A 15,173-nucleotide genomic window follows, 5' to 3' on the forward strand; every position below is an offset into this window, starting at 1 on the left:
TCCGTACGGAACAGGTCGTTCAGGCGATGGCGTGAACGACGGAAGAGGGGGCTCTGGGCAGAGCCGTACCCGGAGTCCCGGGCTCCTCCGGCATGCGGAATTCGCGGATGCTTCGGCGCGTGTCCGGCAGAGACGGCGGGCGTGCCGACAGCGAGAGCACACGCAGCAGAGCCATGCTCGCCCATGCGGCGATCGGCGTCAGCAGGGCCGCGCCGAGAAGAGCCAGGACGATGAGATGAGTGGGGGACTGGGGAACGACCGAGTCGAGGTCGGAAGAGAGTACGACGACGAGCAGCTGCAGAGTCAGCCACATATTCGCCATCATCTCGTCCCCTTCCCGGTGCGTCGATGCTAGCACGTGGGCCTGTGCGGGCGGTTCAGTGAAACGGAGTCCGTCCGCTCACAGCGGCAGACGTCTGCGCCGAGCGGATCAGGGTTCCCCACTCCCACCGGCACTGCCAGTGTGGACGCATGTTCACTCTCAACTCTTCGCCCCACAGCCGACCACCTCTGTTCTCCGACTCCGACGAGGCCGACGCGGCCACCGCGATCCCCGAATCCCAGCGAATGCTCTACGCCTACCGGTCCGTCGTCTTCAACGGCGAACTGCGCGACGAGAACGGAATGGAGATCATCTCCCGACTCGTCCTCCTCTCCGCCGAGGACCCGCGCTCCGATATCCACCTGTGGATCAACTCTCCCGGAGGCTCCGTGCCGATGATGCACGCGATCGCCGACACCATCGCCGCTCTGCCCAACGACGTGGTCACGATCGCCTTCGGGTGGGCCGCCTCGGCGGGACAATTCGTTCTCAGCATGGGAACGCCCGGACGACGCCTCGCCCTGCCCCACGCTCGCATCCTCCTCCACCAAGGATCGAGCGGAATCGGCGGAGCCGCCGCCGACATCGAACTCCAGGGCGATGACCTCCGATCGGTCAGAGACACCGTCCTGCACCGGATCGCCGAGGCAACCGGAAAGACCTACGACCGCATCTTCGAAGACTCCCTGCGCGACCGGTGGTTCACCGCCGAGGAGGCGATTGAGTACGGACTCATCGATCGCGTCATCGACTCCCCGTCCGACCTGCGAGCTCAGATCGGAGGAAGCCGATGAGCCAGTACACGATCCCCAACGTCGTCGACCGAACCGGTGGCAGCGAGAAGATCGTCGACGTCTACTCGCATCTGCTCGGCAACCGCATCGTCTACCTCGGCGTGCCCATCGACGACGGCGTGGCGAACACGATCATCGCGCAGCTGCTCCACCTCGATTCGAGCAGCCGGGACCTGCCGATCAGCATGTACATCAATTCCCCGGGCGGCTCCCTGACCGCGATGACGGCGATCTTCGACGCAATGCACCACATCGGCGCGCCCGTGGCCACCACCTGCGTCGGGCAGGCCGTCGCCGATGCGGCCGTGCTCCTGGCCGCCGGAGAACCCGGCCAGCGGGCCATGCTCGCCCACGCCCGCGCCGTGCTGCGCCAGCCGCATGCCGAAGGAGCGCGCGGCACGATCCCCGACCTCATCGTCGCCGCAGACGAAATCGTCCGGCAACGGCGGGACATCGAAGAGATGCTCGCCGACAGCACCGGTCGGACCCCGGAGCAGATCCACCGTGACTTCGATCGCGACCTCGTCCTCGACGCGAAGGCGGCACGGGACTTCGGACTCGTCGACGTCATCCTCTGACCGCGTACTCTCACCGAGGTGGGTCGAGATACTCCCCGAGGATGACGACGGCGTCCGGTCCGGGTCGCTACGATCGGAGAATGAGACCGGACCGTCCAGACCGCCGCGCGCGCAGGCGAGTCGTCCTGCTCACCGTCGCCGCAGCGGTGCTGCAGCTGCCGTTCGCCATCGTCCTCGCCGCGGCGACCGAGACGTCTGCGGCCGCGATGATCATCCGCATCGGCACCGCGGTCCTCTCACCGGCGATCTTCCTCTTCGCAGCGCGGTGGCCCGGACCGCGCGTGGCCGTACTGGCAGGGCTCGTCCTCCTCGACGTCCTCGTGTGGGCGGCGGTGACGCCCGATCCGGGCCCTGGCGGATTCGGCATGGGACCGGGTGCGTGGAGCGACCGCGGTCCCTGGTCGCCCGCAGAGGCCGGGCCCGGGACGACGCCGTTCTATGCCGCCTTCCTCTTCGCCGTCGTCGCCGCGATCGTCCGTGGAAAGGCATTCTGGGCGATCGCCTCGGCGGCGGGAGTATGGGCGGGCTGCCTGCTACTGGGTCCCCTGCTGGGAATCGACTGGTCGGTAGGGCGGGTGGTCTCGGCGACGATGGGACTCGCCATCGCCGTGGGCATCGGCGCATTCGTCCGCCGGCGCAGCGAGCTCCGTCGCCAGGAGGCAGCCCGACAGAGCGCACGCCACGCCGAGGTCGTCCAGGCCGAACGACTGCGCATCGCCCGGGACCTCCACGACGTCCTCGGCCATGCTCTGTCCCAGATCAACGTCCAAGCCGGAGTCGGCGAACACCTCATCGACCGCGATCCGGAACAGGCACGGTCCGCACTCGCGGCCATCAGAGAACTCAGCCGCACAGGGCTCAACGAAGTGCGCACCGTGCTGCACACGATGCGCTCCGACACCGGTGCTGCGGAAGCCTCAGGACCGGCGCCCTTGGCTCCGGTCCTCGGGCTCGACGCCGTTCCGGCGCTGGTCTCCCGCCTCGTCGGCTCCACTGACATCAGGGTGGACGACCGGCGGGCCACAGACTCCGAGGGAGTGAGAGAGACACCCGGCCAGTCAACGGACGCAGCCGCCTATCGGATCATCCAGGAAGCGCTGACGAACGTGCTCAGACATGCCGGCGCCGGCAGCGCACGAGTCGTCATCGCACGGAACTCGGATCGGCTGCAGGTGAGCATCAGCGATGACGGGACAGGACTCCCAGACGGAGTCGAAGGGACGGGAATCATGGGCATGCGCGAGCGGGCGAAGCTGCTGAAAGGGTCACTCACCCTGACCTCGAAGGGTCGGCAGGGCACCGTCGTCGACGTCGACCTCCCCTGGAACGCCGACCATGCAGAGCTGCCGGACGAGGAGCCGCATCGATGACACCGATCCGAGTCGCCATCGCCGATGACCATCAGCTCGTGCGCGCCGGCTTCGCCTCACTGCTCGATTCCGAAGACGATATCGAGGTCACGATCCAAGCTTCCGGAGGGCATGCCCTGCTCGAAGCACTGCGCACAGCACCCGCCGACGTCGTCCTCATGGACATCCGCATGCCCGACGGAGACGGACTGTGGACGACGGAGGAGATCGCCGCCGATCCGCGGTTCGATGCCGTCCGCGTGGTGCTCGTGACGACCTTCGGACTCGACGAATACATCGTCCGCGCCGTGCGCGCCGGGGCGAGCGGCTTCCTGTTGAAGGACACCGACCCGACCGACCTCATCCGCGCCGTGCGCGTCGTGGCCGCCGGTGAGGCCCTGCTCTCGCCCGAAGTCACGAAATACCTGCTCTCCCGCATGTCCTTGGGGCTGAAGGCAGAACCCGACTCCGGGCTCGACGTTCTCACCGACCGCGAACGCGAAGTTCTCGCGCTCGTCGGCCGCGGTCAGTCGAACGACGAGATCGCCGAATCGCTCGTGCTCTCCCCGCTGACCGCGAAGACCCATGTCTCGCGCATCATGACGAAGGTCGGGGCCAGAGACCGCGTCCACCTCGTCGTCCTCGCCTACGAATCGGGGCTGGTGTCGCCCGGTTGGCTGAACGAGCACTGAGTTCTGCTCCGTGCGGAGCAGCGCAGGTGACTCCCTTCGGCGGATTCGCAGCGACCGGCCCGAGGTGTGTCATTGATGTCAGGTCCACGAACGGCGTGGACACCCGCCAAGGAGGCATCATGCACATGGAACACGGACCGCTGGCCTGGCCGTTCTTCTTCCTCATTCCGATCTTCTGGGTCCTCGTCATCGGACTCATCGTCACCCTCATCGTGACCCTCAACCGTCGCCGGTGGCGGCAGGCCGGGGGACCGCCGTGGGCGGCTGCGGCACGAGAGGGAACGAGGAGCGCCGAGGCGACTCTGGCCCAGCGCTTCGCCCAGGGGGATATCGAGGAGGCCGAATATCGTGCCCGACTCGAGGTGCTGCGGGCGAATCGGCTCGAGGCCGGGAACGGCTGAGCCGTTCAGGCCGCGAGGGCGAGCCGTACCTGATCCGCTGCAGGCGGAGCAGGTGCGGCTCGCGTCATATCGGTCGCCGACAGCAGCGCGGTCGCAGGGACCCCGGAAGTCAGGCCGAAGGCAGCGAGCACGAGGACCTGCGGCAGCTGGAGCTCGAGCACCTCGGCCACTGCCTCGATGACCTCCGACGACGGGTCCTTGAGCCCGCGTTCGATCTCGGAGAGGAACTGGGTCGAGACCCCGGACCGGTGGGAGACCTGAGCCAGTGTGAGACCCAAATCGGTGCGGCGCAGTCGGAGAGCGCGGCCGAGCGCCTCACGCCACAGCGGCGGCGGGGTCGGGTTGTGCGGGAGCATGTCGGTCATGGGGTGAGCCTACGGTCGGTAGGGCCGCCTCGGCGAGGGTTTCTGCTGTCAGCAGATGAGGATGACTTAAGTGAAGTGGCTCACAGGTGTTGCGGAAACGGCAGTAGGTTAAGTTAGGCTGGCCTACGTTAATGTCGAGGGGTCGTATCAGGCTCCGACCACTGTCGAAAGGACAGGAATGTCAGTTCCTCACAGCCGCCGGGCCGTCATCGCCGGAGCGCTCGTCGCGCTCTCGCTCACCGCCACCGCCTGCGGGCAGGGATCGCAGGCCGCGGAGGAATCCGGGTCCGCGAATTTCGAGACCGTGACGATCAAGCACGCACTCGGTGAAGCGGTCATCGAATCCGAGCCCGAACGCGTCGTCACCCTCGGCCAGGGATCGACGGAAACTGCGATCGCTTTGGGCAAGACGCCGGTCGGCATGGAGGAATATGCCTGGGGATCCGATGACACCGGCTACATGCCGTGGATCTACGAGGCCGTGAAGGACAAGGGTGAGAAGCTGCCCGAACAGTTCCAGGGGGATACGGAACTCGACGTCGAAGCCATCGCCGAACTCGAACCGGATGTCATCCTCGCCCCCTGGTCGGGAATCACGGCCGAGCAGTACAAGCAGCTCGATGCCATCGCCCCGACCGTGGCTTACCCGAAGCAGCCGTGGACGATCAAGTGGGATGAGCAGATCACCACGATCGGCAAGGCGCTCGGTCAGGAAGAGGAATCAGAAGGCCTCGTCGACGACATCAAGACGCAGCTGAAAGAGGCGAAGCGAGAGGAATACAAGGACCTCACGTTCTCCTTCATCTACAACTCGGGTCCCGGCACCCTCGGCGTCTTCTACCCCAACGAGCAGCGGGTGGCGATGGTCTCGGCGCTCGGACTGACCCCGGATCCGATCATCGACGAGCTGAAGAAGGACTACGACGAGCCGGGAACGGATTCAGCGCTCATCGGTCTGGAGAACGCGGACAAGCTCAACGATTCGGACCTCATCTTCACCTTCTACTCCGATGAGAAGAACAGGAAAGAGATCGAATCGCAGGGACTGTATGCGAATATTCCGGCGATCAAGGCCGGGGCTGTCGTGGCTCCGGATGATCAGCCCTTCGTCACCGGATCCTCGATCATCAACCCGCTCACCGTCCCCTGGACGCTCGAACGCTATGTGCCGATGATCGACAAAGCGGTGAAGAAGCTCGACAAGTAAGTCGTCGGCGAGGAGCCTGCCGCATCAGTCAGGCAAGCAAGCTGGGCGCTCTCAATCGAGGGCGCTCAGCTTCTTCCATTCATCCCAGGAGTACACCCAGTCCGAGATGTCGCTGTCATTGGTCGACAGGCTCACTTGGGAACCGGTGACCTCGACGGGATCGCCGAAGATCGCGGAGTCGTAGTACTCCTTGGCCCGTTCGGTGGTGAGATTGATGCAGCCGTGGGAGACGTTCTGCGAACCTTGGACGCCTGCCGACCACGGGGCGGCGTGGATGAATTCTCCGTTGTTGTGGATGCGCACCGCCCACTGCACATCGGTCTCGTAGTCCCATTGTTCGGAGGTCATCGTATAGTCGGCGGCCTTCGACATGACCACATGCGTGCCGTTGTAGGACGGGGACTTCGGTGCGCCGAGCGAGGCAGGGAAGTCCATGACGGTCTTGCCGTCACGAGTGACGGTCATGCGATGGGACTGCGCATCGGCCTTGACGACCTGTTTGCGTCCGATCTCGAAATCGAGGGTGAGGTCGTTCTGACCCACGCTGTTCTCGCCCGTCGGCACATCCTTGAGCGGGACGTCGACGGAGACCTTCGAATGAGCGGGCCAGAATTCCTTCGGGCGGAAATGCAGGCGGGACTGCGGATCGTCGTAGAGCCAACCCCAGGAGCCTTCGACCTCCCGCTCCTTGCCGTCTTCATCGGTGACCTTGACCGAGAGGCGGCGTTCGACATCGTCGCGGAAGTCCTTGGACACGGTGGAACCGAAGTTGAGCATGATGGGGGCGGCGACGCCGACCGTCTGGTCGTCGGCGAGCGTTGTGCGCACCGACATCGGGGCGCCGTCGCTGTCACCGACGGTGATCGTTGCGTCGAGGTCGACTTCGTCTCCGTCGGCAGTGGTGGCGGTGACTTTCACGGTGTATTCGCTGTCGGCGACGAGGCCGTAGGTCGAGATCCAGGCGGCGGATTCGTCCGGGGCGGCGACCGCCTCGGCGGTGTCCTTGTCGTCTGTTTCGGCGTCCTTCGAACCATCGTCGGCGGTCCCGGACTCGGTGGAGCTCGGTGTCGACGAACCGGCGTGGGCGTCGTCATCTGTCTCGAGCACGGTGCCCGAAGCGTCGAAGAACGTGCCGGGATCGTGCGCGATCCGGGGGTGGGCCTCCTCAGTGACGGAGATGTCACTGAGGTCTGCGTTCTCGACGGAGATGCCGATCCGCTGGCCGGCCTCGAGGTCGATGTCGTCACCGGATTCGGTCACCTCGCCGAAGTCCCCGGCGCCGGGCATCGCGGTCGCCGCATCGGCGGACTCACTCGGTGCAACTGAGGAGGTCGCATCGCTGGGCTGCGAAGACGGCGTCGATTCGGACGCGGATTCTGCTGCCTCGGAGGTGATGGCTCCGACGCGGAACACGGGATCCGCGGCCGCCTCGGCGGTCTTGTTCGCGCCATTGCGGGTCGCGTCGGGATCGTCGCTCGACGGCGTGCACGCCGTGAGCAGGGCCAGCGCCGAAAGGGCGGCAACGGCCCCTTGGATCTTCGTGGACAACAGGGAAACCTCGTTTGAACACAGGGATGAGAACTGCGAATAATGGTAATGAAGCAAAATCACGAAAGTATTAACGCTTTCGCTTCTTCGCCCCGATTCTGGCGCCCGAAAGGTCGTGGAGGCAGAGCTGACCAGGGCGGATGGGGGAGAGGGGGGAGTTGTGGAATTGTGATGTTGGGGAATAGAGGACTCCCCGTGCACCCGACAGAGCTCGCTTACCCTTGCTGCCTTCCGGCCCTGGGGGAGTTCACAAGATGACGCCGCACGGGGAGCCGTGAATCAGTCTAGTCGAGAGCGGCCTCGGTGGACAAAACGAGTGGGCGGGGACACAAGATTGCGACAAGGACACTGTTATCCACTCGTGACAGAAACATCATCTGAGCGGGACATTCACTGGATAGTGTGGACGCATCCTCGTTTCCCATCCCTAAGGAATCATGCACATTTTCCGCAGAGTGGTTCTGCCGCTGGCCTTCCTCCTCGTCCTCATCCTCATCGCTGTATTCCTCGGCTGGATCGCCTTCAAACCGGCTGCCGACGACGAATTCGACGATGTCGGTGCCAGTGGGGAGCCGGCGGAATCCACCATCACCGCCGAACGCGGCGACATCTCCAACACAATCGAGGTCAAGGGACGCATCAACGTCGACTCCCCGACTGCGGTCAAAGCCGACCACGACGGAGTGGTCAACCATCTCTTCGTCAAGCCCGGTGATGAGGTATTCAAAGGCGCGGAGCTGTTCCAGGTCCGAAGCGAGGGTGAGCAGGAGGCGCCCGAAGAGCCGGACGGCGGCAGCGACGATGCCGAGACAGCAGACTCGGATGGCGGGGACGAGGCATCGGGAGGCGACCCGTCGACCCCGGCCAAGCCGAAGTATCATTCGGTGATCGCTGCGGAAGACGGCACGGTGGGTGATTTCTCCGTCGAGCAGGGTGACACCGTCTCTGCCGACACCCAGGTGACCGAGCTGCTGAAGAAGACCTTCACCGCCAAGGCGCCGATCAAGGCGACCGACCTCTACCGAGTGCAGGAGCTTCCGGATACCGCGAACATCGCAATCGACGAGGGCCCGAAGCCCTTCGACTGCACGGGTCTCAGACTTGACCAGGGACCGGGTACGGCCTCGGGATCGTCGTCGACGAGTGAGGATGAGTCCGAGGACCCAGGGGCTGAAGGCGCAGGTGACGACGGTTCTGCCGCCGAAGGCTCGGAGGGAGGTTCCGGAGACGCTCCGCAGCTGATCTGTGCCATCCCCGACGATGTCACCGTCTACAACAGCCTCGATCTCACTATGACCATCGATGCGGGAGAGGCGAAGGACGTCATCGTCGTTCCGGTGACCGCGGTGCGCGGACTCACCGAGAAGGGATCAGTCTGGGTGACCGGAGACGGTGGTAAGTCCGACGAGCGTGAGGTCGAGATCGGCCTCAACGACGGGTCCATGGTCGAAGTGAAGTCGGGCCTGGAGGAAGGTGAGGAGATCGATGAATTCGTTCCCGGCACCGAACCCGAAGACGAGAGTTCCGAGGGCGGCATGGATGACGAGTTCGGCGAGGGAGAGGACTGGTGAGCCGCCCGGAGCCGACGGCGGCAGAGACTCTGCTCTCGCTGCGACATGTGTCGCGTTCGGTGCCGATCGCTGACGATCAGCTGCTCACGATCCTTGCCGATATCGACCTCGAGGTGGGGGTGGGGGAGCACATCGGCATCGTCGGTCGCTCCGGCACCGGCAAATCGACGCTGCTCAACATCCTCGGACTCCTCGACGCGCCGACGACCGGGGACATGGAGTTCGCAGGTGAACCCGTGCAGAAGATCTCCCGGAACAGGGCCGCAGCGATCAGAGGACGGGACATCGGATTCGTCTTCCAGCAGTTCAACCTCCTGCCCGGACGCACCGCGGTCGAAAACGTCGAAGCCCCGCTGATGTACGCCACCGGACGGGAGTTCCGCAATCGGCGGAGATCGGCCGAAGCCATGCTCGAGCGCCTCGGCCTCGGCGACCGGATCGAGGCGAAGCCGAACCGTCTCTCCGGAGGTGAGCAGCAGAGAGTCGCGATCGCACGCGCGCTGGTGCGTGAGCCGAAGCTCGTGCTCGCCGACGAGCCGACGGGCGCCCTTGACGTTGAGACGGGGCGTCAGGTCATGGAGATCCTCGACGGCATCACCAAGGACTCGGGTGCCGCGCTCATCACGATCACCCATGATCTCGGGGTGGCGAACATGGCCACCCGACAGTTCTCGCTCAGTCAGGGGTGTCTCCATCCGGTCCTCGACGGGGCCACCGCCGAGGCGCTGGCGGGTGAGAGCCGATGATCACAGGATTCGCCGCATCGATCGTCGAAGCCTGGCAGGAACTGAGGGTGCACAAGGTGCGCGTGCTGATGTCCCTGATCGGCGTCGGCGTGGCAGTGTGTGCACTGACCCTCGTCGTCGGGTTCGGGAACATGATGCAGAAGGGGCTCGCCGACTCGTACGAGCAGCAGGGTGGTCGAGCCGCGACCTACACCCTGAGCCTCAATCCGACCGAGTCCGAGATGGGCGAATCCGAGGTCGAGAAGGTCCGGTCAGCACTCGACGAGACCGCCGACCGTTTCGGAATCAGCCACATCTCCGCCTACGGTCAGGCCGAAACCACGGTGCCGGGACCGGCTGGCACCGTCAGCGCCTCGATGTACATCGTCGACCCGGATTTCGACGTCATGCGCCGACTCTCCGTCGATCACGGCAGGTGGTTCACCGCCGGTGACGCTGCGAACCTGTCGCCGGCCGTCGTCGCCGATGAGACTTTCCTCAGCGAATACGGCATCGACCCGACTTCCCTGCCGGCCACGATCGAGCTGTCCGGTTCCCCGAAGAAGACGGCCACGGTCATCGGTTCGGTGCCCTCCTCCGAATTCCAGGAGTACGGGGAGATCTACGTCCTCAACGGGCAGGAGAAGCAGTTCGCCGCAGACGCCTACGCCGTCACCGAATTCGAGATGTGGGTGCCGCCCGAGGTCGGTGAGGAGCTGAGCAAACAGGTGACGAGTGATCTCAGACGGCAGCTGCCCGGCTTCGACGTCAGTGCGGACAGAACCGATTTCGCCTCGGACATCGATGAAACACTGGGTCCGGTGAAGAACGTGCTGTTGGTCATCAGCATCCTCATTCTCTTCATGGGTATGCTCGGCCTGCTCAACATCTCTCTTGTGACGATCCAACAGCGGATCAGGGAGATCGGCATCCGCAGATCCTTCGGGGCGACGAGTCGGCGCATCTTCTTCTCCGTGATGATGGAGAGCGTCGTCGCGACGACCATCGCAGGCGCTGTCGGCGTTCTCATCGCCGTGCTCGTGCTCAAGGCGCCGCTCGTCTCTGAGTTCATGTTCGACGGTGCGAGCACTCCGCAGGTCCCGATCTCTGCCGCGATCGTGGGCATGCTCGTCTCGGTCGGAGCCGGAGCGCTGGCAGGATCGGTGCCTGCTGTCGTCGCCACTCGGGTGCGGATCATCGACGCGATCCGAGCCTGAGGAGTGCCAGAGCGCCCGTTCCGAAGGCCAGGCACAGCCCGACCTGAACGAGGCATGCCACGGCGAAGGCATTGTCATAGCCGAGGCTGAGCGTGAAGACATGGAAGAGCGCTCCGAGCAGTGCCACGCCCACGGCGATGCCTGCCTGCTGCATCGTTGCGATGAGACCGCCGCTCAGCCCGGCCACTCGGTCGGGGACCGCTCCGACCACGGTGCCGACAAGAGGACCGAACTGGAGAGCCTGAGCCGCGCCGAGGACGACTCCCGGAAGCTGGAACCACAGATTCCATTCTGTGGCTGGGGCCGTCGCCGACGCCCAAGCCACCCCGAGAAGGCTGATCGCCTGCAGGGTCGTGCCGAGGACCATCGTGCCGGGCCCGCCGAGTCGACCGACGGCCCGGGGGACGAGGAGAGAGATGATGAGGAAAGCTGCGGCGAAGAGGCCGAGCGTGAGTCCGGAGACGGCGGCGGGGTCACCATGGCCGGTCTGCGATGTGAGCGCGAAGTTGTAGAGGAACGTGCCGAAGCCGGCGAAGAACACGAAGGCCATGAGCATCCCGATCCATGCGGCAGGGATGCGAACCACCTGCGGCGGAATGAGGGGGTCACGTCCGGCCGCCTCGGCGCGGTTCTGCCAGAGTGCGAACGCGGTGAGAGCTGCAGCGCAGGCTGCCAAGAGGGTTGCGGGCAGCGGAAGCCAGCCGGTGACCGGTCCCAGCGCCAGTCCGATGACGAGGCACATCATGCCCACGCCGAGGAGGATCGCGCCGGGGGCGTCGAGGGGTGCCGGGTCGGTGCTGCGTGATTCGGTCAGACGCAGGGAACCGAGATAGGCGGCTGCGGCGGCGATCGCGCAGCTGAGGAACGCCGCCCGCCACCCCCAGGTCTGGCCGAAGAGGGAGATGAGTCCGCCACCGAGGACCTGACCACCGACGGTGCCGACTCCGGAGAATGCGCCGAAGAGGCTGATCGCCTTCAACCGTGCGGCCCCGGACAGCGAATGCTGGAAGCTCGCGAGGATCTGCGGCATCATCACCGCCGCTGCCGAACCCTGGGTTGCGCGAGCCACGAGCAGGAAGAGCGGATCGGGTGCCAGTCCGACGGCGATTGAGGTGATGACGAGCGCGCCCGTGCCGATCATGAACAGGCGGCGACGCCCGAAGCGGTCCCCGATGCGACCGCAGAGGATGAGGCCGGAGGCAAAGGCGGCGGAGAACAGACCGACGATGAGTGCCGAGGTCGCATCACTCGCACCGATGTCGGCCTGCACCGCTGGGATCGCGACGTTCGAGACGGAGAACATGAACGTCGCGAGGAACGCACCGAGGTGGAGCGGCCAGAGGACGGGGGCAGGATGGCCTGCGGTGGGGGCGGGCTCGACGTCGGGTGCGTGACCGGGAGCAGCCTCGGCGAGGGCCGAGGTCGGAACCGCCTCGGCGAGGGCCGAGGTCGGAACCGCCTCGGCGGAGGTCGATGATGTCTGCGTGTGGGAATCTCTCATGGATCCAGTCTGCGATGGGCCTCGGGGGAGTGGGAGGGCGTGCTGATGGTGTTGGTCGCACCACCAGGCTGAGAGCGGTGACAGGGTGGAACGGGGTGAGCGTCGGACGGACAATGGAGGCATGGCACAAGTGAGAACCGAGGAGCTAGGACGATTCCTGCGTTCGCGACGCAACCGAGTGCGGCCCTGCGAGGTCGGTCTTGCGGCCGCCACCCGGCGGAGGGTGCCGGGACTGCGGCGCGAAGAGGTCGCTGTGCTCGCGAACATCGGCACCAGTTGGTACACCTGGCTTGAGCAGGGGCGCGAGGTCCACCCCTCGGAGTCGGTGCTCGAATCCATCGCCGAGGCGCTCCTGCTCGACCGTGAGGAGCGTGCCCATCTCTTCCTGCTGGGCGGATATCCGGATCGAGTCGCGAACCCGGGGGACTCGGCGGTGGGAGAGCAGATGCGCACCTTGCTCGACGAACTGCTGCCGCTGCCGGCGATGGTCACTGATCCGCGGTATACGATCCTCGCCTTCAACTCCGTCGAACGGTATCTCGCCTCCGACCTCGAAGCACTCGCTCCGGCCGACCGCAACTGCGCGATCCAGTCCTTCGAGAGCCCGGAATGGGCGCGGACCTTCCACTCCGACGACGGCCATCGGGCGCAGGTCGTGGCGAAGCTGCGTGCCTCGTACGCGGAGTCGATCGACGATCCCGAGTGGTCGCCGCTGCTGTCGCGGCTGCGCAGGAATCCGGAATTCTGCCGCCTGTGGGATTCGGGAACGGTCGGTCGATCTGTCGGGCGGGTCAAGACCATTGAGAACCCGTATGTGGGCACGCTCAAGCTGACGATGACGACGCTCATCGCGCAGGAGAACCAGAGGCTGACGCTCTCGGTCTATCAGCCGGTGGACACGGTGACGCGGTCCCGATTGGAGACGCTGCACGGCTGGATCAATGACGGCAGCATCGAACGCAGACGGGAGGACGGGGCGCAGCCGTCGGCAGAACGGCATCTCCGCGCCGTCGCGGAATGAACCGTGTGCCGTCGGGTGACGAGGTCGCGTGTTCACCTGCGGGAAGTGGGATGCTTCACACTCGGCCACCGCGATTTCGCATTGTCGTCATGACTCGGATAAGCTGATTCGCGGAGGATTCGCCTAGTGGCCTATGGCGCTCGCCTGGAACGCGGGTTGGGTTAACGCCCTCAGGGGTTCGAATCCCCTATCCTCCGCCACGGAAGTCCCGGTCTCGCAGTTGCTGCGGGCCGGGACTTCGTCGATTCACCGGCGGCGGACCTCCATGCCGGTCGCGGGAGGCTCGTATTCGGACATCCCACACCGATTGTGACAGTTCGCACCATTCGTGCCACCTGCTACCGGTGCTTTCGCATCCCTCGTCGGTCCTGGTCCAACGCACCGGTGCAACGAGGTGGTGTGCCGCCAAGGGTGAGGGGTGCGGAGCTGGGTGCAGCGGAGCGCAGCTGCCGGAAGGCAAATCGCATGACGGTTCGTGGCGGAATGCGTCATTGTGACGGCATGCGTCGGCCTGCGAAGTCTGCCCGCCGAGTGTGGTCTGCGTCTCAGTAGTCTGGCACGGCACACCCGCACACACGATATTGCACACCTGCACACATCACGAGCGACTGAAGGGAACTGGCCCGATGACGTCGCAGCAACCGGTCCGGCGCGGAAGATCGCGCAGCGCACGCCCCGCGGACACGGTGCTCATGCCAGTTTCGATGGGAAGGGACACACAATGACGAATCTCCACGCCAACCCGATCTATACCGGTGAACCCGAAGACCTGAAGTTCGCCTACTGGGTGCCCAACGTCTCCGGCGGCCTGGTCGTGTCGAACATCGAACAGCGCACCGACTGGGGCTACGACTACAACGTCAAGCTCGCACAGACCGCCGAGGCAGTCGGCTACGAATACGCACTCAGCCAGGTCCGCTACCTCTCCAGCTACGGCGCGGCCCAGCAGCACGAATCGACCTCCACGTCACTCGCGCTCGCCCTTGCCACTGAGAAGCTCAAGGTCATCGCCGCCATTCATCCGGGCATCTGGGAACCGGCCGTGCTCGCGAAGTTCATCCTCACCGCCGACCAGTTCACGAAGGGCCGGGCCGCCATCAACGTCGTCTCCGGCTGGTTCAAGGACGAATACACCCGCCTCGGCCTGCCGTGGCTCGAACACGGCGAACGGTACCGCCGGTCCGCCGAGTTCATGGATGTCGTCCGCAAGCTCTTCACCGAGGAGAACGTCGAGTACCGCGGCAATTTCTACACCGTCGACGACTTCACCCTCCGCCCCGGCCCCTACCCAGTCGAGGGCCGCCCCCACCCGGAGATCTTCCAAGGCGGAAACTCCTCGGCCGCTCGCATCAACGGCGGCAAGCACGCCGACTGGTACTTCTCCAACGGCAAGGACTTCGACGGCTTCCGCGAACAGTACGACGACGTCACCGAGGTGGCCCGAGCGCACAATCGGAAGGTCCGTTTCGGGCTCAACGGGTTCGCCATCGTCCGCGACACCGAGGCCGAAGCCCGCGAACAGCTGCGTGAGATCATCGCCAAAGCCGATGAAAGCGCGGTCGAAGGATTCCGCAAGTCCGTCCAGCAGGCCGGAGCCTCGACTCACGATAAGAAGGGCATGTGGGCGGATTCGAGCTTCGAAGACCTCGTCCAGTACAACGACGGCTTCCGCACCCAGCTCATCGGCACTCCCGAACAGGTCGCCGACCGCATCATCGAGTACAAGAAGATCGGCGTCGACCTCATCCTCACCGGCTTCCTGCACTTCCAGGAGGAACTCGAAGCGTTCGGCAAAACCGTCATCCCGATCGTTCGCGAGAAGGAAGCCGAACTCGTCAACAGGGGACTGCTCACCCCTGCCGGAGTCTGACCCTGGAGGCGA

The 15,173-nt window shown here is 65.2% G+C and carries 15 protein-coding genes, 1 tRNA gene, 1 other RNA gene and 1 riboswitch; of the genes, 12 read left to right on the forward strand and 5 right to left on the reverse strand.

Annotated features, from left to right (window positions below; all coding sequences use genetic code 11):
- Window positions 1–19: 19 nt before the first annotated feature.
- Entirely contained in the window at window positions 20–325 is a 306-nt protein-coding gene (locus tag KTJ89_RS05420; RefSeq protein ID WP_259357018.1) for a hypothetical protein, read from the reverse strand.
- A gap of 146 nt (window positions 326–471) precedes the next feature.
- On the opposite strand from KTJ89_RS05420, the gene KTJ89_RS05425 reads away from it, so the two are divergent.
- The 5 genes from KTJ89_RS05425 (at window position 472) to KTJ89_RS05445 (ending at window position 4,136) form a co-directional block, all read left to right on the forward strand.
- Window positions 472–1,116 (forward strand): ClpP family protease, encoded by a 645-nt coding sequence (locus tag KTJ89_RS05425; RefSeq protein ID WP_259357019.1) that lies wholly within the window; start codon window positions 472–474, stop codon window positions 1,114–1,116.
- Window positions 1,113–1,694 (forward strand): ClpP family protease, encoded by a 582-nt coding sequence (locus KTJ89_RS05430; protein ID WP_259357020.1) that lies wholly within the window; start codon window positions 1,113–1,115, stop codon window positions 1,692–1,694. Before KTJ89_RS05425 ends, KTJ89_RS05430 begins: the two co-directional genes overlap by 4 nt.
- A gap of 80 nt (window positions 1,695–1,774) precedes the next feature.
- The gene (locus KTJ89_RS05435; RefSeq protein WP_259357021.1) at window positions 1,775–3,064 is read left to right on the forward strand and encodes a sensor histidine kinase; all 1,290 of its coding nucleotides are present in this window, start codon (window positions 1,775–1,777) and stop codon (window positions 3,062–3,064) included.
- Window positions 3,061–3,735, forward strand: a complete 675-nt coding sequence (locus KTJ89_RS05440; protein WP_259357022.1) for a response regulator transcription factor — start codon at window positions 3,061–3,063, stop codon at window positions 3,733–3,735. The genes KTJ89_RS05435 and KTJ89_RS05440 overlap by 4 nt, the downstream gene beginning before the upstream one ends.
- A 119-nt stretch (window positions 3,736–3,854) precedes the next feature.
- Complete coding sequence (locus KTJ89_RS05445) at window positions 3,855–4,136, forward strand: SHOCT domain-containing protein (protein ID WP_139469354.1); 282 nt, start codon at window positions 3,855–3,857, stop codon at window positions 4,134–4,136.
- Window positions 4,137–4,141: 5 nt separating this feature from the next.
- Here KTJ89_RS05445 and KTJ89_RS05450 read toward each other — a convergent pair whose 3' ends face one another.
- Window positions 4,142–4,501 (reverse strand): helix-turn-helix domain-containing protein, encoded by a 360-nt coding sequence (locus KTJ89_RS05450; protein WP_258041885.1) that lies wholly within the window; start codon window positions 4,499–4,501, stop codon window positions 4,142–4,144.
- Between the two features lie 178 nt (window positions 4,502–4,679).
- Here KTJ89_RS05450 and KTJ89_RS05455 point away from each other — a divergent pair, with 178 nt between their 5' ends.
- Window positions 4,680–5,708 carry an iron-siderophore ABC transporter substrate-binding protein gene (locus KTJ89_RS05455; RefSeq protein WP_139469356.1) on the forward strand — a complete coding sequence of 343 codons (1,029 nt, stop codon included), beginning with the start codon at window positions 4,680–4,682 and terminating at the stop codon, window positions 5,706–5,708.
- A gap of 51 nt (window positions 5,709–5,759) precedes the next feature.
- On the opposite strand, the gene KTJ89_RS05460 is transcribed toward KTJ89_RS05455, so the two are convergent.
- Window positions 5,760–7,256 carry a L,D-transpeptidase gene (locus KTJ89_RS05460; RefSeq protein WP_259357023.1) on the reverse strand — a complete coding sequence of 499 codons (1,497 nt, stop codon included), beginning with the start codon at window positions 7,254–7,256 and terminating at the stop codon, window positions 5,760–5,762.
- 181 nt (window positions 7,257–7,437) lie between these two features.
- Window positions 7,438–7,533, reverse strand: an RNA gene (gene ffs, locus KTJ89_RS05465) — signal recognition particle sRNA small type.
- A 160-nt stretch (window positions 7,534–7,693) separates the two neighbouring features.
- On the opposite strand from ffs, the gene KTJ89_RS05470 reads away from it, so the two are divergent.
- Genes KTJ89_RS05470 through KTJ89_RS05480 form a run of 3 tightly spaced genes read left to right on the forward strand, consistent with a single transcriptional unit; the run spans window position 7,694 to window position 10,769 of the window.
- Window positions 7,694–8,827, forward strand: a complete 1,134-nt coding sequence (locus tag KTJ89_RS05470) for a permuted SH3 domain-containing protein (RefSeq protein ID WP_259357024.1) — start codon at window positions 7,694–7,696, stop codon at window positions 8,825–8,827.
- On the forward strand, window positions 8,824–9,573 hold the full coding sequence (locus KTJ89_RS05475) for an ABC transporter ATP-binding protein (RefSeq protein ID WP_229664009.1): 750 nt from the start codon (window positions 8,824–8,826) through the stop codon (window positions 9,571–9,573). Before KTJ89_RS05470 ends, KTJ89_RS05475 begins: the two co-directional genes overlap by 4 nt.
- Window positions 9,570–10,769, forward strand: a complete 1,200-nt coding sequence (locus KTJ89_RS05480; RefSeq protein WP_139469358.1) for an ABC transporter permease — start codon at window positions 9,570–9,572, stop codon at window positions 10,767–10,769. Before KTJ89_RS05475 ends, KTJ89_RS05480 begins: the two co-directional genes overlap by 4 nt.
- On the opposite strand, the gene KTJ89_RS05485 is transcribed toward KTJ89_RS05480, so the two are convergent.
- Window positions 10,747–12,270 (reverse strand): MFS transporter, encoded by a 1,524-nt coding sequence (locus KTJ89_RS05485; RefSeq protein ID WP_259357025.1) that lies wholly within the window; start codon window positions 12,268–12,270, stop codon window positions 10,747–10,749. The two genes, KTJ89_RS05480 and KTJ89_RS05485, sit on opposite strands and share 23 nt — an antisense overlap.
- Window positions 12,271–12,391: 121 nt before the next feature.
- On the opposite strand from KTJ89_RS05485, the gene KTJ89_RS05490 reads away from it, so the two are divergent.
- From KTJ89_RS05490 to sfnG, 3 genes are all read left to right on the forward strand, one after another.
- Complete coding sequence (locus tag KTJ89_RS05490; RefSeq protein ID WP_259357026.1) at window positions 12,392–13,291, forward strand: helix-turn-helix transcriptional regulator; 900 nt, start codon at window positions 12,392–12,394, stop codon at window positions 13,289–13,291.
- Between the two features lie 112 nt (window positions 13,292–13,403).
- Window positions 13,404–13,491: transfer RNA gene (locus KTJ89_RS05495), tRNA-Ser, on the forward strand.
- A 392-nt stretch (window positions 13,492–13,883) separates the two neighbouring features.
- Window positions 13,884–14,002, forward strand: a riboswitch (SAM riboswitch).
- Window positions 14,003–14,012: 10 nt separating this feature from the next.
- Window positions 14,013–15,161 (forward strand): dimethylsulfone monooxygenase SfnG, encoded by a 1,149-nt coding sequence (gene sfnG, locus KTJ89_RS05500; RefSeq protein WP_139469361.1) that lies wholly within the window; start codon window positions 14,013–14,015, stop codon window positions 15,159–15,161.
- Window positions 15,162–15,173 lie beyond the last annotated feature (12 nt).

Origin of the sequence: Brevibacterium sediminis (genome assembly GCF_024895295.1) — a bacterium.
GTDB classification, from domain to species: Bacteria; Actinomycetota; Actinomycetes; order Actinomycetales; family Brevibacteriaceae; genus Brevibacterium; species Brevibacterium sediminis.

Coding starts and splice junctions, on each gene's coding strand:
- KTJ89_RS05485 (WP_259357025.1), bottom strand. CDS start 12,270: ATGAGAGATTCCCACACGCAGACATCATCGACCTCCGCCGAGGCGGTT.
- KTJ89_RS05445 (WP_139469354.1), top strand. CDS start 3,855: ATGCACATGGAACACGGACCGCTGGCCTGGCCGTTCTTCTTCCTCATT.
- KTJ89_RS05455 (WP_139469356.1), top strand. CDS start 4,680: ATGTCAGTTCCTCACAGCCGCCGGGCCGTCATCGCCGGAGCGCTCGTC.
- KTJ89_RS05480 (WP_139469358.1), top strand. CDS start 9,570: ATGATCACAGGATTCGCCGCATCGATCGTCGAAGCCTGGCAGGAACTG.
- KTJ89_RS05425 (WP_259357019.1), top strand. CDS start 472: ATGTTCACTCTCAACTCTTCGCCCCACAGCCGACCACCTCTGTTCTCC.
- KTJ89_RS05440 (WP_259357022.1), top strand. CDS start 3,061: ATGACACCGATCCGAGTCGCCATCGCCGATGACCATCAGCTCGTGCGC.
- KTJ89_RS05420 (WP_259357018.1), bottom strand. CDS start 325: ATGATGGCGAATATGTGGCTGACTCTGCAGCTGCTCGTCGTCGTACTC.
- KTJ89_RS05430 (WP_259357020.1), top strand. CDS start 1,113: ATGAGCCAGTACACGATCCCCAACGTCGTCGACCGAACCGGTGGCAGC.
- sfnG (WP_139469361.1), top strand. CDS start 14,013: ATGACGAATCTCCACGCCAACCCGATCTATACCGGTGAACCCGAAGAC.
- KTJ89_RS05470 (WP_259357024.1), top strand. CDS start 7,694: ATGCACATTTTCCGCAGAGTGGTTCTGCCGCTGGCCTTCCTCCTCGTC.
- KTJ89_RS05450 (WP_258041885.1), bottom strand. CDS start 4,501: ATGACCGACATGCTCCCGCACAACCCGACCCCGCCGCCGCTGTGGCGT.
- KTJ89_RS05435 (WP_259357021.1), top strand. CDS start 1,775: ATGAGACCGGACCGTCCAGACCGCCGCGCGCGCAGGCGAGTCGTCCTG.
- KTJ89_RS05490 (WP_259357026.1), top strand. CDS start 12,392: ATGGCACAAGTGAGAACCGAGGAGCTAGGACGATTCCTGCGTTCGCGA.